The organism is Desulfitobacterium sp. LBE (genome assembly GCF_007830365.1).
Classification (GTDB): domain Bacteria; phylum Bacillota; class Desulfitobacteriia; order Desulfitobacteriales; family Desulfitobacteriaceae; genus Desulfitobacterium; species Desulfitobacterium hafniense.
Genome location: NZ_VLKD01000001.1, coordinates 3,800,116 through 3,821,842, shown reverse-complemented (window position 1 = coordinate 3,821,842; position 21,727 = coordinate 3,800,116). Strand labels below are relative to the sequence as shown.

The 21,727-nt window shown below is 42.4% G+C and carries 12 protein-coding genes and 2 pseudogenes; 1 reads left to right on the top strand and 13 read right to left on the bottom strand.

What is annotated here, in order from left to right:
- Nucleotides 1-8 precede the first annotated feature (8 nt).
- From DESLBE_RS18150 to DESLBE_RS18090, 12 genes and pseudogenes are all read right to left on the bottom strand, one after another.
- Nucleotides 9-6,008, bottom strand: coding sequence for an N-6 DNA methylase (locus DESLBE_RS18150; protein WP_144677790.1), 6,000 nt, complete (start codon nucleotides 6,006-6,008; stop codon nucleotides 9-11).
- 62 nt (nucleotides 6,009-6,070) lie between these two features.
- Nucleotides 6,071-6,418 (bottom strand): TnpV protein, encoded by a 348-nt coding sequence (locus tag DESLBE_RS18145; protein WP_243131402.1) that lies wholly within the window; start codon nucleotides 6,416-6,418, stop codon nucleotides 6,071-6,073.
- A gap of 759 nt (nucleotides 6,419-7,177) precedes the next feature.
- Complete coding sequence (locus DESLBE_RS18140) at nucleotides 7,178-8,212, bottom strand: ParB N-terminal domain-containing protein (RefSeq protein WP_144677788.1); 1,035 nt, start codon at nucleotides 8,210-8,212, stop codon at nucleotides 7,178-7,180.
- Nucleotides 8,202-8,984 (bottom strand): AAA family ATPase, encoded by a 783-nt coding sequence (locus tag DESLBE_RS18135; protein ID WP_144677787.1) that lies wholly within the window; start codon nucleotides 8,982-8,984, stop codon nucleotides 8,202-8,204. The genes DESLBE_RS18140 and DESLBE_RS18135 overlap by 11 nt, the downstream gene beginning before the upstream one ends.
- 118 nt (nucleotides 8,985-9,102) lie before the next feature.
- Nucleotides 9,103-10,518 (bottom strand): annotated as a pseudogene (locus tag DESLBE_RS18130) (DEAD/DEAH box helicase family protein); the annotation flags it as partial.
- A 16-nt stretch (nucleotides 10,519-10,534) separates the two neighbouring features.
- Nucleotides 10,535-11,731, bottom strand: coding sequence for a restriction endonuclease subunit S (locus tag DESLBE_RS18125; RefSeq protein ID WP_144677786.1), 1,197 nt, complete (start codon nucleotides 11,729-11,731; stop codon nucleotides 10,535-10,537).
- Nucleotides 11,728-13,194, bottom strand: coding sequence for a class I SAM-dependent DNA methyltransferase (locus DESLBE_RS18120; RefSeq protein ID WP_144677785.1), 1,467 nt, complete (start codon nucleotides 13,192-13,194; stop codon nucleotides 11,728-11,730). The genes DESLBE_RS18125 and DESLBE_RS18120 overlap by 4 nt, the downstream gene beginning before the upstream one ends.
- Before the next feature lie 546 nt (nucleotides 13,195-13,740).
- Nucleotides 13,741-14,601: a DnaA N-terminal domain-containing protein gene (locus DESLBE_RS18115; RefSeq protein WP_243131340.1), complete on the bottom strand. Its 861-nt coding sequence runs from the start codon at nucleotides 14,599-14,601 to the stop codon at nucleotides 13,741-13,743.
- A 567-nt stretch (nucleotides 14,602-15,168) separates the two neighbouring features.
- Entirely contained in the window at nucleotides 15,169-15,648 is a 480-nt protein-coding gene (locus DESLBE_RS18105; protein WP_144678675.1) for a hypothetical protein, read from the bottom strand.
- 81 nt (nucleotides 15,649-15,729) lie between these two features.
- Nucleotides 15,730-16,176 (bottom strand): annotated as a pseudogene (locus DESLBE_RS18100) (IS701 family transposase); the annotation flags it as partial.
- Between the two features lie 84 nt (nucleotides 16,177-16,260).
- Nucleotides 16,261-17,991, bottom strand: coding sequence for an AarF/ABC1/UbiB kinase family protein (locus tag DESLBE_RS18095; RefSeq protein ID WP_144677784.1), 1,731 nt, complete (start codon nucleotides 17,989-17,991; stop codon nucleotides 16,261-16,263).
- 47 nt (nucleotides 17,992-18,038) lie between these two features.
- Nucleotides 18,039-18,332: an AbrB/MazE/SpoVT family DNA-binding domain-containing protein gene (locus tag DESLBE_RS18090; RefSeq protein WP_005815687.1), complete on the bottom strand. Its 294-nt coding sequence runs from the start codon at nucleotides 18,330-18,332 to the stop codon at nucleotides 18,039-18,041.
- Between the two features lie 253 nt (nucleotides 18,333-18,585).
- Between DESLBE_RS18090 and DESLBE_RS18080 the strand changes: the two genes are divergently transcribed.
- Complete coding sequence (locus DESLBE_RS18080) at nucleotides 18,586-19,887, top strand: RNA-binding domain-containing protein (RefSeq protein WP_144677782.1); 1,302 nt, start codon at nucleotides 18,586-18,588, stop codon at nucleotides 19,885-19,887.
- Nucleotides 19,888-20,070: 183 nt separating this feature from the next.
- On the opposite strand, the gene DESLBE_RS18075 is transcribed toward DESLBE_RS18080, so the two are convergent.
- Nucleotides 20,071-21,048, bottom strand: a complete 978-nt coding sequence (locus DESLBE_RS18075; protein ID WP_144677781.1) for an MBL fold metallo-hydrolase — start codon at nucleotides 21,046-21,048, stop codon at nucleotides 20,071-20,073.
- Nucleotides 21,049-21,727: the final 679 nt, after the last annotated feature.

Here is a 21,727-nt window from a genome sequence, read left to right as displayed (position 1 = left end):
TTTATGGATTAATAGTCTCGCTCAGCTATTGAAAGTTCAGCTCTCCTCTCATTCTGCTCATAGGACGATTCACCCGATTGTGAATTTTCATCAAGGATTACTTCCTCTTGCTGTCTTAGCTCTTTAAATTCAAGCTTTGTATTGATTTCAGATTGTCGTGCTGAAAAATCAGCTAACCTCTCTTCATAGTCAAAAGGTCTCACAACCTCTTTCTTGGCTTCTTCCATCTGAATGTTTGTATCCTCAAGTTTTTGATTGGTTTGTAGGAGCAAATGGTCAATTTTCTCAACACAGTTTTCAATCCTTGTAATACAGCCGATTTCAGAATCTCCAAGCTCAATATGATATGAGGAAGAACCTTTGATTCTAATTTCCATTTGATCAAATGCAGTCCTCATGAGGTGGAGCTTGAATCCTCTATATTCTCCAATCTCATACGGATCACCATTAACAGATACGTCCTGGATTTTGCTAACTATAAAAAGTCTCTCGCCAGCTTTTGCACGTTCATCAAAAGTCTTTCCGTCAATTTTCATGGAAAAGTCATGTCCTGACGTTACATTTTTCATCTGTATGTCTTTTTCCAAAGCTCCAATTTTCTGTTTGCAGTGCTCAATTAATTTTGGGTAATGGGTTTCAATGTTGCGTTTCAAAATCAGTCGTTCATTATTCCAGTTTGACTTAAGGAGCTTCAACCTAGCTACCTCATTATCCACTTCCATCTTTTCAGCTAGTAGAGGATTAGAAGTCGCTATGGCTTTTACCTCAGCTGCAGATAAGACTGTTTCATCCATATCCTCACATGATCGAGAGATACTTTTGCATGTCATTACTTGACTGATATATTTAAGCTTTTGCTCCTGAATCTGCCACAAATACGCATCAAATGTCCCTTTTGTGACATATCTATAAATATTGATTACCGGATTGTCATTACCCTGTCGTAGGATTCTACCATCTCGTTGCTCAATATCGCTTGGTCTCCAGGGACAATCCAAGTGATGGACTGCAATTAGTTTATCCTGTACATTTGTACCCGTACCAAGCTTTGAAGTGCTACCAAGAAGGATTCTGACTTCACCCATCCTCACCTTTTCAAATAAAGCTTCTCTCTGCTCATCAGTTTTGGCATCGTGGACAAAAGCTATATGAGATTCATCAACACCTTTCATGGTCAAGCAATTCTTTATTTCATCATAGACATTAAATTGCCCAGGCTTCGGCGTTCCTGAATCACAGAAAATAATCTGCGTTGTTCGTTTCTCATTTCCCTTTTGCCAAATATCAAATACATTATTGATTGCAATGTTTAATTTACTTTCTGGATCATTCGGAGCATCTTCAATAATCAGTCTTGGATCAATCGACATGAGTTTTGCTTCATTGGTGAGCTTCAACATATTGTCGATAGTTGCTTCTACCTCACCATTTCTAATTTTTTCAGCTCTCTCTACAAATGAATCCATCAGCATTTTTTGAAATTCTGTAGCTTCCGTTGCAACAATCTCTGCTTTTCCGCCTTCAATTTCAGGAGTAGGCAAATTCAACATATCAGAGGTCTGAATATCTGCTACAAGTTTAAACATATTCATCAGTTCAGGAAGGTTATGAAACTTTGCAAATCGGTTTCTCATGCGATATCCAGAGCCTTCTGGAGTAATCTCTAATGAAGAAACCACTTCTCCAAAAGTCGCTGCCCAGCTGTCAAAATAGTTCAGTCCCATCTTTTGAAGCATCTGTGGCTGTAAAAATCTTTGCATCACATACATTTCACTCATGCTGTTTGAAATCGGCGTTCCTGTTGCGAATACAACCCCTTTCCCGTTGTTCATCTCCTGCAAATATTGGCACTTAAGTAACATATCTGTTGCTCTTTGACTTGACGACTTCCCAATTCCTGCGACATTCCTCATTTTTGAATAACTGAAACAATTCTTATAAACATGGGCTTCATCTACAAACATGTAATCCACGCCAAGCTGCTCAAATGTTAAAAGGTCATCCTTCTTATCCTCAGCAGCCAGCTTTGTGAGCCTGCTTTTAAGGTTGTTTTGAAAGATGACCATCTGTTTGATTGACCAATTATCTCCCTTTTCCTCACGAAGTTTCTTGATGATATAGGACAATTGGTTAATCTCTTCATTCAGTTGTTTTTCTTGTCTTTCCTTTGAAATAGGTATGCGTTCAAACTGGCTATGACCTATGATGATCGCATCATATTCCCCCATTGCTATACGTGATACAAACTTGTTTCGGTTTGATTTTTCAAAGTCTCTTTTCGTTGTAACAAGAATATTACATTGGGGAAAGAATCGGTAGAATTCCTTAGCCCACTGCTCTGTCAAATGATTGGGCACCACATATATCGGCTTTTTTACGGCTCCAATGTTTTTTAGGTACATCCCTGATGCAACCAGTGCTGCTGTTTTTCCTGCTCCTACAACATGACCTGCTAAACCAGAGCCTGCATAGATGACTCTTGCAGCAAAATTTCTTTGATGTGCTCTTAACTTAACCTCGTCACTCATTCCAGGGAAAATCAAATGGGAACCATCATATTCACGTGGTCTAATAGTATTAAATCTCTCATTGTAGATATTGAGTAGTTGTTCCGCACGTTCTTTATCACTGAACAACCAACCGGCAAATGTTTCTTTGATTTGATTCTGCTTTGCCCTTGCTATCATCGTTTCATTTGCATTGATTACGTATTTCACTTGGTCTTTACCATTGGCATCCACATAAGGAACAGGATCTCTTACTGTTGTACTTTGAAGATTCAGGCAGTCCTCAAATATTTGATAAGCATTCACTCTGTTTGTACCATAGGTTTTATTGACCTTAACAGAACTAGAATCTCTAGTCTTATTCTGAACTCTCCATTGCGTTGTAAACTCCATATAGTCTAGATTAATGACATCTCTAAGGTAATAGGGTGTGCCAAAAGTATCGTGCATAAATTGCCTGAAATGTTCTACGGGAATCCAAGGTGAACCAATACGAAAATCAATGTCCCCTGGCAATAACCTTGGTGGCTGAACTGCTTCAAGAGCATCAGCATTCCGTGCAAATAATTCAGGGTACTCTTCTGCCTTTATTTTGGCATAAAGCAGTTTATCCCTTACCTGCCCACTCAAATACTCTTCATTCAGTTCCCAGCCTTCATGGTAATTGCCATAAAACTTTTGTGGATTCAAGTAAATCCGGTCGTCCAGTTCTTCGATGAGCTCATCCGCAGATTTTTCTGTGAGCTTTACCATATATGGCAGATCTATTTTCATCTTTACATTGAGGCTGATTTCTAATGCTTCCTTCGCTGTCTCTGCATGCTCTGGCATCCGGTATGATTTAATCGTTGCCTTATGAAAAATCGGAGCCTTGACCCATGATTTCTTATCAACACTTTGATCTTCAATTGACCTGAGAAGTGGGAACTGATCATCATCCGTGAAAACTGCAATATTAGGCTTCTCATTAATAAAGCCACAGCGATCAACGAATCTATCATACACAGAGTTCAGTTTCTTTTGTGCCTTTTGAAGTTCTTCCGGCACATACTCTCTAGTCTGAACATCAATAACTTTCAGAAGAGCAGTTCTAACTTCACAGAGCCCTTTTATTCTTTCTGCCCTCTTACCGGTGTAATCCTGAAGCAAGAGCTTATTGTGTTCACAATAATAAATTCTGTCATCTTTAACGACATAGATATAATTCTTTGTTCCGAGAGGAGCATCAATTGACGTTCGCTCAATACTTGTTTCTTCTTCCGCTACTTCAATGGCTTTATCCGGTTCGGCTGCAAATCTAGCATTAAGCTTTTGAATGGCACTATTAAGTTCTTTATATAAATCTTGACCAATAGGTGCTATACAAGCTGTTCCATCTTCATTCCCATACATGTTCCGACTGCACTGCATTTCACCAAGCATCATCTCTGGATTTTCTATAAAATACTGATTGAGATTAATGTAGTCTGACTTTCTTGTATTCGTAAAAACCCAATCTGGAAGTGAGTATTTATCAACAATTCTGGGATAATTCAACTTTTGAAAAAACAAGATATCTGCCGTTACTTCTGTTCCTGCCAGTGCTTTAAACGCAGTACTAGGTAAACGAATTGCCCCAATTAAATCAGCCCTCCCAGCAATATACTCCCTGACGGAGGTATCTCTTTTATCCATTGTTCCTTTACTACTTATGAAGGCCATTAGTCCACCAGGCTTTAAAAGATCCAAAGACTTTGCTATAAAATAGTCGTGGATAAGAAAATCATTCTCTGCATAGCGTTTGTCATAAAGCTTCACATTGTTAAATGGAATATTCCCAATGACAACATCAAAAGAATTATCCTCATAAGTTGTAGTTTCAAATCCCTGAACTAAAACATTCGCATCCTGATAGAGCTGCTTTGCGATTCTTCCTGTGACACTGTCAAGCTCTACACCGTGAAGCTGAGTTCCATCCATTACTTTAGGAAAGACAGAAAAGAAGTTACCTGTACCCATTGCAGGATCAAGTATCTTTCGATCTCTTCCACCAACAAAACCAAAGCGATCAAGAGCTAGGTAAATACCTTTGATTAACTCTGGTTCTGTGTAATACGCAGTAATGGTTGAATTCCTTGCATCTTCATATTCCTTGTCTTCAAGGAGTACTTTAAGCTCCATATATTCATTTTCCCAACCAGAGGCTGTATCTGAGAAGGCATTTGCCAGCCCACCCCATCCAACATATCTAGCAAGAATAATTTGCTCCTCACTGGTAGCCAACCGCTTTTCACTTTCTATCTTCTTCAATAGTTTAATGGCTTCCACATTGTTCTTATATTTTGTCTTCGCACCATTAGGATAGAGATTATAATCCTCAGAATATCGAAAGCTTAATCTATTAGGACTTGCTTTAAGAGCTTTCACTTCTTCATGATTTGTGTTCGCTACTTTTTGTACTTGGCTAGCCTCTGATTCTTCAAGAGTATCTGGGCTTTGATTTTCCTCAAAATCAGCAATGTCACTTTCTAATTCTCTTTTTAAATCCTCAAGGTCATCCCAATGTTCAGTTTGTTCTTCTGAAAAGATAGCCCCTGATTCCCATTTTACTTGAATGTCCTCTATTTCTTTGTTAACTGCTTCAAGCTCATTTTTATGAGACTGATACTCAGAATTTTGTGGTATCTTCTCTTTCAGTGGCACGTGGTATCTTCCTTCGTCAATAAGCAGTCTGATACCAATGGCAACTTTGAGCCAAGTAATCTGAGTTTTTTGCTTCTCACCATTTTCATCAGTCCAATCAAATTCGATGCCCTTGCTATCATGATTCTCAAATCCAATACCACTTTTATTGACACTACACCCCCCAGTACCATATTCATCCTTTAAGAACGAGGAAAAAGCAGAGCCCGTTGGATCTGTCATTGCGAATTCATAAATTCGGTTTATACCGTTTTGAACACCACTGCCTAGAAGAAGAACTTGTTCAATCAATTCTTCCTCTCTACTATTTGACTTCATATCAAAGAGCGTCATCTGTCCCTTAGACTTTTCAACATGCTTCTCAGGTTGATCTTCGATGACTCTTCTTAACTTATAAAAGCCAAGTTTCTCATAATCCAGATCATTAACTTTTTCAATTGCTCCCGTGTCAGCTACTTCTAATTCGCTGATTAACTCCGTAATATCAATCAGTGGTGCGTTAAATTGGTTGGAGTATTTTTCGATATCTTCATCTTTTAGCGATTGGTATTCACCGGTTTCATAATTGACTCTTGAAAGCAGAAAGGTTCCAAAGATTGGCTGTCCATTTGATATTCGGTTGATGGGAGTACTTTCAAAATCAACATCGTCAGCACAAATTGCATCGATTCCATAATCAACTTCCAATGTTGTGAATGTCCCATCAAGTTGGCGCTGAAGCTCTTCATATCCTTTTGGAATTGTTTTGACGTATGGGATTTTTCCTTGTTCAACAATTAGAACCTTGATACCATTCTTATCAGTCTCATTTTCGGGCATAAAAAATGAGCCATTATTTAATGACTCATCATTATTTGCTATTACTTGGGTTTTATCTTTTTCTACCTCACCTTGTAGACTACCTCGTTCAGAACGATTTCCTCCGCCACTGACTTCAGGCTGTTTAGGTGTTTTGTCTTCTCCATAATATCCTCTGTCTCTGGCATAGGTTCCATCTTCAACATCTCCTGTGTTATGTGCTCGATTTTCTCTACTGCTTCCTCCTGTACTTTGTGCATGATCTCCATCAGAGTGCCATCCATTTTCAAAATCATAAATCGCTGTGGATTTTGCTCTTTCAGGAATTCCATTGCCATCCTGCCGTACTTGCCCAGTGGTCTGTCGTCCTCGCTGTTGTTCGATATCTGGATACAGGGAACCTTCAACCCGTCTATCTCTTGATAGTTCATGTCTATCTTGCTCATTTTGTGTTCTCCTCTCTTTATCAATGATTTTTATGTTTCTTTCAATCTCAATCAAAATGCTTTTAGAAATATCCGTTACAGTGTATCCGAGCTTTGCAATTAAGGGAATGGTATTGAAATGTGCAATAGTTGCCATACCTTTTAGTACAATCATTTCTTCATCAGGTAAGCCACATCGTTTTCCCACGAAGCAAGAAACGCTGTCACTGATGAGCTCTTGAATTTGCAACTCCAAACCGTCTTGAGGCAAACTCTCAAATAAATGATCTTCAATGTCCACTTGAAGATTCTGCATATAACTATCGAGGTTCTCAGTTACAGCTTCTTGAGATATTTGACGAATTGCATCTGCTAAAGTAAAAGTATCAAGTCCATGATTATAAGCTACTCTACGCTCCAATCGACTCTTCATATCTTCATCTAAATCCCAATTAGTCGCAACCACATCCCTGCCATTTGTTTGAGTGACATCAAACAAATGCTTGACGGTCAATTTTGCATTTTCATATTCGCAGACAGCAATTCCGGTAGCCCCTTTATTGACGTATCTGCCAACTTTATTCCATACTGCTGTTGGTGCAAGCATCGTAACATTAGGATTCTGAGCATAAACAAGGAGTGCATTATCAAAGCTATATTTAAAGAGTTTTGAGGCAAATTCAAGATATTCTCTCCATGCACCCTCGCTACGAGTCACATGGGGAGCAATCGTCTCATAAATCGTTTTTAACCGTTCATCTTTTCTCAAGCGGTATTATCCTCCTCTCTACCATGATGGGTTTGAAAATAAAGTTCCAGTGCTTCTTCGACTATCTTCTCAATTTCGCTTGCCTTTGTTTCAGGTGAGAAGAACTTGGCATATACCTTATGCTTTATTTTAATTGAGGGTGATGTACTGGCTTTAGGTTTCTTATTGATTTCTCCTGAAAGAATCTGATAAATAGCCTTTTCATTCAGCTTGCTGTTAGCAGAATAGCTTCTCAACATTTCAGTTTTCTTCATGTCTACTTTGAAGTCATTCTCAGATATCACATTGCTTACTTCTTCTTGTTCGGCTTCAATGAGATAAGACAAATCAACTGCACATCTAAGAGAAATTTCATTTGAATCCACTCGTTCTTTTAAACTACAATTCAACTTTTCTACTCGTAAAAGTCGGGCCACAGTGTTCTTCGACAAACCATATTCAATCCCAACTTTATCTCTGGTTTTTAACTTGTGCCCCACTGGGGCACAAGTTTCATCATGCCCGATATATTCAGGGTTTTCGAGTTTTAAAAGTTCTTCAATGATGTCATTTCTTTTGCCCTGAGAGAACATTTTTGAATGACTCATGGCAAGTACAGCAGCTTTTTCCGAGGTCAGCATATCTGTAAAAGATCTCTGAATAACATTGGTTTCAACAACGTACATCAGTGCTTCTTCATCTGACAATCCATCTTTCACAATACACGGACCTTCAATAAGTCCCGCAAGTTTTGCACCATTTAAACGATTGTGGCCTGCAAGCATTTCATACTTATAACCATCTGGATCATCCTCAACAGACCGAATAATCATAGGAATTAAGATTCCGTTAGCTCTGATACTCTCAACTAAGTCTTCCAGCCGCTCATCTCTGTACAAGTGGAAAGGATGATTTCTGAATGGTCGAATTTCATCGAAAGCAATCAGCCTAATTCCCTTTTCCTCAGTCTGAACAGGTGCTGAATAAATATCATCCGCTTGAAGCAGTTCATCAAGTGACTTCACTTTCTTGGCTGTTGGTCTAGTTACCATAAGCTATCAACTCCTTTGCCATCTCATCGTAAGCTAATCCTGCCTTAGACTTCTTATCAAAATCAATGACACTCATGCCATAGCGGTTTGCTTCTCCAACTCTGATGGATCTTGGAATTTGAACTTTGAATATTTTCATTCCATTACCATAAGCTTCTGCAACTTCTGAGCAGACCTCCTTATGAAGGTTTGTCTGCATATCACACATGGTCATCAAAATCCCTTCAAACTGAATACCAGGATTGATTCTCTTTCTGATCTTTAGAATTGTTTTGGTTAAATCGGTTAATCCCATAGTTGCATAAAACTCTGGATTAATCGGAATGATGACACTATCGGCAGCAGAAAGAGCATTGATTGTTAAAGGACCTAGGGACGGATTCGTATCAATAAGAATAAAATCATACTGATCTCTAAGCGGTTCTAAGATATTTGTCAGCAACTTCTCACTTCCCATTTCCATTCTTAGATTGGCTTCAACTACGGACAAATGGATGCTACTTGGCATGAAATCAATCTTCCCATGAGAATAGATATATTCTTCTTTATTCGGAATGCTCTCTTCATCCATTGCCTTTGTCATTACATCTGCAATCGTAGTTTTTAAGATCATATTCTCTTCCGAGAAAGATGCAGTTAGATTCGACTGCGGATCAAAATCAACTGCCAAAACACGTTTACCAAGTTCCCCAAGTGAGAAAGCCATATTTCTTACACTTGTGGTTTTGGCTACACCACCCTTTTGGTTCGCCACTGCGATTATTTTACACATTCGTATCAAAACCTCCTCATAAATACTGTTGTTTCGCTAATTTTGGGCATAAAAAAATTGGACTAAATCAGTGAAACCCTTGCGTTTAAAAGGTTTACTAATTTAGTCCAAGTATAACAGCGTCATCAATGATAATCAGATCAAAATGGGCTGGGGAAAAGAGACGCTGCCCCTCGGCGTTTTTTGCGGTGTCAATCGCGTTGAGCATCGTGGGATAGGTCGAAAAGACGATGCGGGCATTTTTATCATCCTTGTTGCTGAGGAGATTACACAAGGACATATCCGGAAGATAGTTTTTAAAGTCGTCTTTTGCCTGTTTGACCAAGGCGGTTCTGTCTGCTAAAAACAAAGTGTTTGTGATATAGCCGCCGCGAGATAGGACATCGGTTAAGCTCGAGGCGGTTCTCGTTTTCCCGGTCCCGGTCGCCATGACGAGCAGAGATTTCCGATGCCCGGTCTCTACCGAGTCACACACGGCACGAATCGCTTCTTTTTGGTAGTAGCGATCTGTAATTTTATCATCAATGGGGATCTCGTTTAACGCTTTGCGTTGACTCCGACGGTTGATTAGTTTTTGCAGGTCCGCCTTGGAGAATATTCCACTCACTTTGCGCTGGGGAGAAGTCAAATCATCCCAAAGATAGGTTTCAAAGCCGTTGGTGGTAAATAGGATTGGACGTCTGCCGGTCATTCTCTCGAGACAGTCCGCATAAAGCTTCGCCTGGTGGGTGCCGATCTTGGGATCTTTTGAAGTGCGTTTCGCTTCGATCAGGGCAAGGGGCAGCCCGTCTTTCCCATAGAGGACATAATCCACATAGCCCTTCCCTTCCGGATTCGGCATACCCTCGACCGGAACTTCTTCTCGTACATCATCGCCTAAGACCCAACCCAAAAGCTTAAGATCCACATCGATATATTTTTTGCGGGTGAGAAATTCTGAGATATCCCCCGGGATGAATTGGCGTTCTTCCTTATGCTGTGTTTTCTCCGCAGTAAACCGTTCACTCATCGCCTCGACCTGAGCACGGAGGGCCAGAATCTCAGCCTCTTTTTGCTCGATCAGGCTATCTTTTTCCTTGATCTTGGCCTCATCCAAAATGACCTTCTCCGCCGGGATCTTGGCTTCATCAAAAGAGCGTTCCTCATAATTTTGACCGTAGCAATAATCGACCCATTGAATGAATTCAAAAAGGGCCGAAAGGGATAAGACCGCTTCACTACGATCGATGGCTTTTTCCGTGTGGACCGCCAGGTTACCCAACTTGATGATATAGGGGAGCTTGTTCCAGGTTTGGCTATCCACTGCGAATTTGAAAGAGGGCTCATGAATTAAAGCCTGCAAATTATCCTTATAAGGCATAAAAATCGTGTTATCCGCTGAGTACACCCATTTTACCGCCAACTCGAAGGCCTTGCGGCTCCCGACTGCTGCCATCGCCGGAGAGGTCGCCAAGACGCGCTCTGCTTCGATACAGGCAGTGGAAAATAAGGCATATTCCGTTTGTCCTCGGAGGAAATCAAAATTTGCAGTCATGAAATCACCTCAGTACTTAATCAAAATACTCGCTCATCAAGCTGTCAAAGAGGGTTTGGGTTTCATCGATGGCTTTTTTCACAAGGGCTTTCTGGGCTTCGATTTGGGTGACGATTTCGGCGAATTGGGTTTGGAGGGGGAGGGGTGGGAGTACTACGAAAGTTTCTTTTACGTTTTTAGTACTTATTGTATTTAACCCAGAAGTTGTCTTCCCAACTTTAAACATTTGCTGTTTTCCACTTGGAGAATTAATATAGTGACTAATAAAAATGGGCAACGCAAAGTTAGTATCCACTCTTACTCTGATAAGATGATTTTGATGTAAACATGGCTGAATCGAAGCATCCCAAACAGCTGAACGGCCAATTTCGGTTGGATTCCCATGCCCTTCAACGATTAGTATATCCCCTTTTACCAAGCAAACCTTTTCTGCTTCCGCCTCCGTTACTTTAATCATTTTTATTTCTCGTAGATCCAGTAAGTCTCTATAGACATTTGCTACCCGCAAGTAAGGTAATTCTATCGAATTTTCAACTCGTTTGCTTGTGACTTGCAAACCACCTTGGACGCCTGAAATATTTCCTAACTTTTCTACCTCCCACTTCTTTTCATTAGTCGCAACATCCCCGAACATGTCATAAAAGGTGGACTTGATAAGGTTATCTAATTCTGCAAGCTGCTGTTTGCGCATGGCAAGGAGTTCAGCAGCAGTATCTAAGGTTTGGGCAATTAGCTTTTGGGTTTCGAGGGGTGGGAGGGGGACTATAATAGATTCTAAGTTTTTCCTACTAATTCTTACCCTTGTCGAACCAGCTAAATGCTTATTAACCTGGGATAAATAATTAGTTGACATTGAAAAGTATATAAAATATTCAGGTAAAAATTTACCCTTGTTAAATCTTATTATAGTACAATCCACAGCAGTAACCATTCTGGTATTAGAATGAGGAAGCAAGCATGCTCTCCCAACAGGGGTAGGCAAACGAGAAACTAAAACATCTCCTCTAAAAACCTCAGTACACTTTAAACGAGAAAATGTCTCATCACTAATAAACTTTGCGTGATTGGGTTTATCTAAATAAATTCCTTCCCCAATATTACCAGTCTGGACTAATCTAATTCCTTCTACAGATTGATCCTTCGACTCAATCCAATTACCATCACACATACAAGTTGTAATATCTTTTAACGTCGAAAAATCCCACTTACTCACCCGATAAGCCCCCTCAACTCCTCCATCTTAGAGGCAATATCAAGGCTCAACTGATCCAAGCGTTCCATAATCTCCTTCGGTGAATCATAAACCTCTTTTTCATACACGACTTCCTTATACCGGTTAATCGACAAATCATAGTCGTTCCCCTCAATCGCCGACTTCTCCACAAAAAAACTCTGCTCAGTGGGCTTACGATCCGCTTCCCCATCCAGGTTATGGAATCGAGCGATTAGATCCGGGATATCATTTGCCTCAATGGGTGAACGCTTATCATCTAAAGAGAAGCCGTCCGTTTTCATATCATAAAACCAGACCCTATCCGTCCCACCCGCACCGGTCTTCGTAAAAATCAGTACAGCTGTACTCACCCCGGCGTAGGGTTTAAAGACTCCACTGGGCATAGAGATAACCGCCTGAAGTTGATGGTTTTCGACCAACTCTTTGCGGAGGGTTTTATGGGCCTTAGTCGAGCCAAATAGAACGCCATCGGGCACGATACACGCGCAGCGCCCACCCTTGCGCAGCATTCTTAAGAAGAGGGCCACAAACAAAAGCTCCGTCTTCTTCGTATCGCAGACAGCCTTCAAGTTATCATTAATACTCTCCGCATCCACCGTACCGGTAAACGGTGGATTAGCGAGGATCATATCATAGGCTGAAGAAATACCGTTCTGCTTCGAAACACTATCCACATAGTCAATGTGGGGTTGGGTAATCGAATGGAGCATGAGGTTCATAGCTGAAAGACGAAGCATAGTCCTGTCGGTATCGAAGCCTGTGAACATCTTCCCTTCAAAATGCTCCCATTGCTCACTGGTCATCTCGGACTCATATTTCTCGCGAATATATTCTGCAGCGGACACCAGAAAACCCGCCGTACCACAAGCCGGGTCGCAGATTTTATCCTCCGGGGTGGGGGCAAGGAGTCGCACCATCATGTCTCGGATATGCTTCGGAGTTCTGAATTGTCCATTTTGTCCCGCTTGAGCAAGCTTACCCAGCATATACTCATACAGGTCGCCTTGCATATCCAGGTTTTGAATATCGTGCTCATACAACTCATCTAATCCCGTAATGATCTTTTGCAAGACCTGGGGAGTTGGGATGAGGAACATGGCATCTTGCATATAACGCGAAAAGGCGGTCTCATTCTCTCCGTTCATTCCCTTGATAAACGGAAAGACCTTCGTGCCGACGATATCATAGATCATGCGGGCATCCTTCGTTTTGAACTTACTCCACCGCATGGCTTGACCTTCTTCTGTCTGTGGGAAAATTTTAGGCATCGCTTCCCCACTTAGGGCCTCAAAGTTTTCGTTTTCCAATTCCTTTTCATCAAGGGATCGAATGAACATCAAATATGTAAGCTGTTCGATAACGGTTAGGGGATTTGTGATTCCTCCTGCCCAGATATCGGTCCAGATTTTATCCACTTTATTACGAATTTCTCCTGTTAGCATCGATCTACTCCTACTCTTTTTTATGCTGTTTTTATTCCATTATAGCATTTCGCAGAGACAATTCAGAAAGAAGAATTTCAGTTTTCTGTGCTATTTACATTGTTGCCATGCTTACCTATGAATCTATCCCTCACATTTAAAAGTTTGCAGGCGGTTTGACCGCTCTCCGACGGCTACTCCCCCAGTAGCCTCGAGGGCACCCCAGCCTTACGGGAGCAAGGCCTCCAGCTCTGACAAGAATATATAAGAATATTAATTCTGTAGTTGTTGTTACTGTAAACAAAATGTGACTTGGCATAGCCAAGTCTTAATCTCGAATGTGTTCCTTAATCCAGTTCAAAATATCCCTTTTCCTTGAAAAAACCTTCCGCTATTTTCAAACCCAAATCAACCGCTCTTGCTAAGTAAATAAGATTAAATTCTCAATACTCAAAACTTTTGTCTGTCAGTTCTTCAGAAGGATCGGCAAAATCTTCAGCATTTAGATCTAAATCTGAATTCCCTAAATCGCATTTAAATACAGAAATAGTATCCCGGCAAGAATAACTATAATTGAACCAAACGGTCTGTAGAATCTAGCAAACGATCTTGGCAGATGGACTGAATCATTTGAGTAAAATACTTTTCAAAAGTCCAACCAATAGTTCCTTCTGTGTCTTTTTCATAAATCTTGTTCATTAGGTCAAATAAATCTTCATCAACGCGTAGAATTATTTGCCGTTGCTTATCATTGCCTTCTTCAGCTGCTACACGGAAAATAATGTCCTCGATCGCTGGCTCAATGGATTGTACTATCTCTAAAAGTAAGGATTTATAACGACTCTTAAGCCAATCTACGCCGAATACATTAGGGCAAAATAAGACTAGAAAATTACCTTCTGCTCCGGGGACAACAGGGGCTATCCATGTATCGAAAGATGCAGGTTCCAAATTCTTTTTAACCACCTTAATAGCCTTTCCCCAAGCTAATAAAATCTGTTCACTGGTCAAGTTTGTAGAGGGGCTTTCCGTATTTTCTTGTATAGTCTGGCTCCCTGGCTCGGACTTTTGAATCGCTTTCAATTCCAAAATCTCTTCTGTTATTGAAAATATCTTAGTAGCTTCTTCAGGCCCACAGGAGAGGTTATACATTACGCTTAAATTTCCATTGGACTCAAACAGCCTTATCCACTCTTTCCCTATAAAGAAACTAAGTCCCTCGATCTTCTTGCCTATTTCATTTACTTCGCCTAGTTGATGAATATCGATGTTATCCCTATATTCCATATCGCCAGCCTTAGAAACTACCATAAAATTACTATTCGTTATATCTTTCGTTAGGAAAAGCATTAGTTCCACTGCTAAAGCCTTTAATTGTCCACTTTCAAAAACCTTGTATTCGTAATTACGAAAAACCTGGACACCCATTAGGCAATCTCCCCTCTTAGATAGCAACTTAGAAAATGAATAACACATTTGTGTCCATCACGTTCCCAAACCTTCCTCCTAATATCATACCATATTTCTCAAGGGGGTCGATGCTTAGGAGCCATAAAGATTCTCTAATTCTTTGCTATATCAATTATACTGGGCTTGTAATATGAGTAAAACAAAGGATAAGGTAGACCTTGTTCTAGAGGATTTTCTTCTTTATAAAGGATGAATTCCTAATATCAACAATTGAATATGTCCAGAATATAGATGAACTTGTCAACCAATATGCTCCTTCAATCGACTTCACGTTTCGCTATAAAGAGGATTTCTCAATTGAAAGGAATTGGAATAAGGATACTCTTCCGATGCCCTTATTCAAAAAGCTTAATGATATCTTAGGGGTGAGGTTTATTCTAAACATGAACCAAATAGACCTTAACGACTTCGTGCAATCCTTCATTCAAGCTTGTCCTTTTGGCGCAGATAAATGCAAGATTTATAATCTTGACCGTGACGGTTATCAAGGACTACACGTTTACTTCAGGGCAAATAACCATGCTTTTACAATCGAGTTCCAATTCTCACCTTTTTCTTTTTGAGCAAATCACTGAAATACAGAAAATGAGTCTTGTAATCTACTTTCAGAAAAACCTTGAAGGTATCGGTCATAAGCTGTTCTGGAAGGATCTTTACTGCATTGACTAAGACATCGTAGGCGAGCGAGAGCCGTCCAGCCAACTTAATATTAGACATGATCTGAGTCGAATCCATGCGTGCTTCCTCGGTGTTGAGTCCGGCAACGGCAATAAAGTGATCGGTAAGCTTTTCAAACTGAGCATAGATAAGATCGGCTTCTTCAGGATATTCAAGTGAATACTGATAAAGTCTAGCACGGAACTCATACAACGTTCTCGGTGCGAAATAGCGTTCACCTAAGGTACATAGCCCTAATGCATAGAAAATTTGGTAATTAAACGCATATTCATCCAGTAAGACCTCATCGGTGTACTCCCGGATTTCCTTGATTAAATCAAGGCCCATAAAAATATTGACCGGAAAGTTAGGACGTCCATTGTCACCACAATAGAGTGGCGCGAAAAGGCTTTCGCAAAATTGATGACGCTTGCTGCCCTTAGTTTTATCGTATCGATGAATCTCATGAATGAGCGAGTGGTCACCACATTGAACAAGGGTTGCTTGGACTTGATGGCCCCAAACACTCTTACCCTATAAGTGCGAAAAATGAAAATCTGCTTGCTCGATGGGACATTGTGCCTGTGACGAAGGTTTAGTCTTATGACAAACAGTGTCATCATGAATCACGAATAGAGGTTGCTCCGTCTTTTTGGAATGAGATACGACAAATTGGAGAGATTCTTGTTGAACAACTTTCTGGATATAGGATTCATCCTAAACCCCATCAGCGAGGAAATATCCAATGGATGTTCGGTGAACCGAGCTCCACTCGGCGATGTCTACTACCTTACCACGATATCCTTTAGCTGTGGCAGCCACGATAAATTCCTGAATATGCCGTAAAACAGGCTTTGAGAAATATAGGGGCAGCCTTACCCTCGATAGATTTTACTCTAATTATGATCAGGCCCAGTCATTTTTCCCAGTCCAAAACGATGAGGGACATCTTAAGGATGCTTAGGGATGAAAACGGGGTTTCTTAAATCCCGTGGCTGACGCATTGCGCATGGCCCGGTTTCCCCTGCCCCCTCTTTCGGCTCCCGCCCTCCCTGCATTGCTTTTGAGGAGGGAGAGGAAGGAAAGCGCTGAGAAAGCAATCAACCCTATGCCAATCTTAAGATAAGGTCCTTCAAGTAAAATGGTGCCGGCGATTAAGAAACCACTGCTCACTATGGCTTGCACAATACGATTGCCTTGCTCCCTCTGGCTCTGCAGCAGATTCTGCTCAAAGCTCCGCGAGGGATGGAGTCTGATGCTGCCGCCTTCCAGGCCTGTGATCAAGTGGTTGATTCTTTCCGGCAGACCAACCACATCAGTGAAGGTTTTCTTGGCCTGGTCAAGGATAAACTTTTGGGCAAAGCCTTGTGCTCCGTCTGCTTGCTCTTTTCCGGCCAGCAGCTCCTCCGCATAAGGGCGCAGGGTCTTAATCAGATCCAACCGGGGATTCAATCCCCCGCAGATTCCCACAATCGACAGCAGCGCCTTGCCCAGGAACAAGGTCCGGGCCGGAATCTGAAAGGGCTGGGAGTACATGAATTCCCTCAACTCCCATAGAAATTCTTCAGAATTCACCCTTTTCAGGTCTTTCTCCGCAAAGATATTGGCTAGTATAAGCTTCAATCCCTTGGCCAAGGTGCCCTTCTCCGCATGGGGGCGCAGGAAACCCAGGTTAGCAAACACCTCCACCATCTGTTCCGTATCTTTTTTAAACAGGGCCATGACAAAGGAGATCAGCTCTTCCCGCATCCCTTCATCGATCCGTCCCACCATGCCAAAGTCCAGGAATACCAGGGCGCCGTCTTCCTTGACCAGGAGATTCCCCGGATGGGGATCGGCATGGAAAAAGGCGTCGCTGAGAAATTGCTGCACATAGGCCATGATCAGGGTGTCGGCCAGCTTGACCCGGTCCAGCCCCGCCTTGTCCAAAGCGGCAAAATCGTTGATCTTATAGCCTGTGATATACTCCATGGTCAGGACACGCCGGGTGGTATACTCCCAATACACTTTTGGCACGGCAATTCCCGGTTCTCCGGCAAAGTTCTCCCGAAACTGATCGGCATGACGGCCTTCTTTAAGATAATCCAATTCATCCAGGGTGGTTTCTGTGAATTCAGCATAGATCTGCTCTAAGTCCACCGCAGCCCGGATGCGGGGATAGCGCTTGGCAAAGGTGACCACAAAGCGCAGGGCATCAAAATCGCTGATGATGATCTCTTCAATACCGGGGCGTAAAATCTTAACCGCCACCTGGTCATGGCCTTTGATCTCAGCCGTATGAACCTGTCCTAAAGAGGCTGAAGCGATGGGCTCCGGAGAAAAATTCAGGTAAATCTCCCCCAGCGGGCGGCCATATTCCGCCTCGATCCTCCTGATAATATCCGCCGTCGGCACCGGCTTCACCGCATCCTGGAGCAGGGCAAGCTCCCGGGTATATTCCTCAGGCAGGATATCCACCCGGGAACTGAAGAATTGTCCCAGCTTAATGAGCAAGCCGCCCATCCCCATGGCTGTCTCAGCAAAGATCCTGGCTTGTTTTTGGTAGACGGCCTTAAGCTGCTTCTGATAAGCTTCTTCTCCATAAAAACGTCTTTTTTTGCTCAGCCACCATAATTGGAAGACAAACCGCAGGAACATGGTAATGATGACCCGGAACCGTTTATCTTTAAAAAACCTAATAATTATCGGCATGGATACCTCCCCGATCATTTACTTCTATAACTACACTTTGGCCGGTCCTATTCCTCCGGATCACCTTTCTTCTCCCGCGGCGTCCCGGCCTGCCCCGCCCTTTCTTGCGGGGAATCGGCAGTGAACATCTCCTCAAAGAACCTGCTCTTTCTGAAGATCATATCTGCGAAGCGGGTCATGACTTCCGATTTAAAAATAATGACGACCCCTTTGCGCTTATTGCCAAAGACGACCAGCTTCTCTCCCGCTTCAATCCCCAGCTCTTCTCTGGCTTCCGCAGGAATAACCACCTGTCCCCGTTCCCCCATCACTGTGGAGCCGTAAAACTTACCATGATGCATCTATCCAACCTCCCTATGATCGATATGATATATCATACCGATCATACTTGCAAATTAATCGTTCAAAAAAAGGCACTTCCCGCCCAGCCGGCGGAAAAGCGCCTTTTCTTTAATCTTCGGCCTGCACTGGGCCTCTATGATGCTTTCTCTAATCTCCCCAGAATCTTTCGCTCAGAATGTATTATAATTGATAAGAATGTGTTAAAATATATTATAACACATTAAAATGCATGCTGTAATGGGAGGTTATCCTATGAAACGGAGCGAAGACGCTACTACCGAGTTCAAACGTGACTATGTTGACGATATCAAGAAAACTGTGATAGCTTTTGCCAATACCAGTGGCGGAACCCTCTATATAGGTATCGATGACAGTGGTCAGGCTGTAGGAATAGGGGATGTAGATAATACGCTGCTCAGGGTATCCAACGCGATTCGGGACACAATTAAGCCCGATGTAACACTATTTGTAAATTATGAAGTTCAAATGGTAGATAACCGGCACATCATAAAAATCACGGTGCAAAAAGGTACCGCCAGTCCTTATTATCTTGCCAACAAGGGTATTCGTCCCGAAGGGGTTTACATTCGTCAGGGCCCCTCTTCCGTTCCCGCCACTGAAGCAACCATTCTAAACATGATCAAAAACACAGATGGGGAAAACTATGAGGATGTACGTTCTCTGCAACAAGAATTAACCTTTAGGGAAGCGGAGAACGCCTTCAACTCTAGAAAAATCCCCTTTGGCACCAGTCAGCAGAAAACATTGAAAATAACGAACGCTGATGGTATCTACACCAATCTGGGATTGCTGCTGTCTGATCAATGCCGCCATACCATCCGACTTGCTGTATTTGAAGGAACGACCAAATCTGTCTTCAAGGACAGACGCGAATTTTCCGGGTCATTGCTTAAGCAACTCAACGAAGTTTATGAAACGATCAGCCACTACAACCGGACCCGGGCTGAATTTGACGGCTTGTACCGTATTGACCGCCGGGACTATCCCGTAGAAGCGATCAGAGAGGCGCTTCTCAACGCCCTCGTTCATAGAGATTACTCCTTCAGCGCCAGCACACTGATCAGCATCTTTGAGGATCGCATTGAATTTGTATCCATTGGCGGTCTGCTTAAAGGCATTTCTTATGATGATATCATGCTGGGCATTTCTGTGACACGCAATGAGAATTTAGCACACATCTTTTACCGTTTAACCTTAATTGAGGCCTACGGTACCGGGATGCCGAAAATCATGGAAAGCTATAAAAGCTATCCAGCGGCCCCCTTGATTGAAATTACCGGTAACGCCTTTAAAATCACCCTTCCCAATCTAAACTCCAATTACGGTGTTGTTAAAGAAGCGGCACCATTGTACGGCAACGAATTAATGGTTGTGGAGATGCTTAAGACCAATGAATCCATCACCAGAAAAGAGGTCGAAGGGAAGCTGGCGCTCTCCCAGGCCGCTGCCGTTAATTTATTAAAGAGACTGGTCATAAGAGGATTGATTCGGCCTGTCGGTGCAGGAAAGAATACCCGCTACATCAGGGCCTAATCCCCTGGAACCTAAGTTATGCTATGCTGACCTTCGACAACCTGTCCGTGGGCAAACCACAAAAAGCGAGTCCGTTTGCCTAAACGCGAACTCGCTTTTGGGTAGATTTATCAGTAGAGCAGCCTTGAAAGATCAGCACTTTTTCCGCTCGCCCCACATTGGCGATTAACTGGACGGTGAATCCTATGCCCTTGTATAATAAACCACCCCGTCTTTTAATTCCCTGACCACCATGTTTTGCAAGACCAGATGGGTCAGGTGCGCCAGGGCTTCTCCAGTGGCAAATAATTTTTGGGCCGGCGGAAAATCCTCCCACGACCTAATAGTCAGATCCCATTGCATTTGGCCGGCCATCTGGGCTCCCGTCATGCTCTTTTGGCCAAGAATCTTCATAACGTCTTCCAGCCGCCTTTGGTGATGATCTCTCAGTTCTTCGATCCGTTTATATCCATCCTCAAGCACGAATCGATGCCCGGGAAAAATCACCTTGATATCCAGTGCGGCAATTTTATTCAGGCTTTCCAGATAGTCGCCGAGATAATCCCTGGTGATTGTCGCCGGCGGTGCCCAGATGGTATTATTGGGAGTAATTTTCCCCAGGATGTGATCGCCGGAGAAAAGGATTTTTCGTTCCTGATCATAAAGGCAAAAATGGTCCGGCGCATGACCTGAGGTCTCAAGACATTGGAAACTGAATTCGCCAACTTGAAGAGTATCCCCATCCTGTACGTTTGTTGCCTCTTCGATGATGTCGCTGGCATAGGTATACCCAGGATGGTCGGACATCGTGATATTGGTCAGTCCGCTTTGAGCGATCAGCTCATTTAAGAAGCCATGGAGCCCTGCCCCTGCCTGGCCCAGCAGCGTATCGGCGCAATACTTGCCGGTATAGATTGTGTTATCCGGACGGGACAGATAACCGGCTAAACCCGAATGATCCCCATGCAGATGAGTTATGAAGATATCCGTATTCTCCATAGCAATACCCAGATCGGCCAGTGCTTGATCCATGGACTCCTTGCATTCGCTCCGGTTAAAGCCTGTGTCAATGAGCAGATTTCGTTCTTTCCCTTTAATATAATAGGCATTGGTGGCTTTCAAAGGGTTGTTGGGAAGAACGATGGGGATTTTAAAAATATCCGGGTATACTTGTTCAATCATCACTAAACATCCTTTCTCGATCAAGTTGATCTGCCGCAAATCTACACTATCATGTTTTGAATTTTCTCAATATTCTTATATAAGTTTACCACAACTTTGTCTTCTCTTCTCGTTATGTGCATAGTTTCTTTAACTTTCTCACAAAGAAAACCCCGAAAGCACTGCTTTCGCACTGATATGAACGAGGCTGTCAAGTGTGCCTCTTTAAAATCTTTTGGTTTTATCTTGGAAAGACTAACTATGGCTCTTTCCAATCATGGAGGATAGGGCAATGCTGGAGAGCAACCCGAGCGCCATGATTGGGTTCTGCTACAACGGGGAACTGGATTACCCCCGGTTCCCTCTTGAATTTGAAACGTTGTAGGAGAATCTAAAGCGTTAAACTCTTGGGGCAAAGCCCCAACCTATTACACTCTCCTTTTAAAGACACGGCACGAAGGCAAACAAAACATCGACGGTGAGCAGTCTGATATTCGTGGGTTTGGCTATCCACATTAAATCTCTCCGTCGGGGGAGCTAAGCCACGAACTTGTGTCGTGCATTCAAACGTCAATGACATCTTAGCACATGTGCGAATCGTGGGTTCTCCTTTACGGATTTTCACGTTTGCCTTCGGGCCCTACCTTCAACTGGGTGTTCTTTATTCGTTATCGTTGAATCTTAAGACACGGTCTCTTTC

Excerpts from the sequence above, each read along its gene's own strand:
- DESLBE_RS18095 (WP_144677784.1), bottom strand. The coding sequence starts at position 17,991 with ATGCCGATAATTATTAGGTTTTTTAAAGATAAACGGTTCCGGGTCATC.
- DESLBE_RS18150 (WP_144677790.1), bottom strand. The coding sequence starts at position 6,008 with ATGCCCGAAAATGAGACTGATAAGAATGGTATCAAGGTTCTAATTGTT.
- DESLBE_RS18145 (WP_243131402.1), bottom strand. The coding sequence starts at position 6,418 with ATGAACTATCAAGAGATAGACGGGTTGAAGGTTCCCTGTATCCAGATA.
- DESLBE_RS18080 (WP_144677782.1), top strand. The coding sequence starts at position 18,586 with ATGAAACGGAGCGAAGACGCTACTACCGAGTTCAAACGTGACTATGTT.
- DESLBE_RS18090 (WP_005815687.1), bottom strand. The coding sequence starts at position 18,332 with ATGCATCATGGTAAGTTTTACGGCTCCACAGTGATGGGGGAACGGGGA.
- DESLBE_RS18135 (WP_144677787.1), bottom strand. The coding sequence starts at position 8,984 with ATGTGTAAAATAATCGCAGTGGCGAACCAAAAGGGTGGTGTAGCCAAA.
- DESLBE_RS18105 (WP_144678675.1), bottom strand. The coding sequence starts at position 15,648 with ATGGGCCTTGATTTAATCAAGGAAATCCGGGAGTACACCGATGAGGTC.
- DESLBE_RS18120 (WP_144677785.1), bottom strand. The coding sequence starts at position 13,194 with ATGCTAACAGGAGAAATTCGTAATAAAGTGGATAAAATCTGGACCGAT.
- DESLBE_RS18140 (WP_144677788.1), bottom strand. The coding sequence starts at position 8,212 with ATGGTAACTAGACCAACAGCCAAGAAAGTGAAGTCACTTGATGAACTG.
- DESLBE_RS18075 (WP_144677781.1), bottom strand. The coding sequence starts at position 21,048 with ATGATTGAACAAGTATACCCGGATATTTTTAAAATCCCCATCGTTCTT.
- DESLBE_RS18115 (WP_243131340.1), bottom strand. The coding sequence starts at position 14,601 with ATGGGTGTCCAGGTTTTTCGTAATTACGAATACAAGGTTTTTGAAAGT.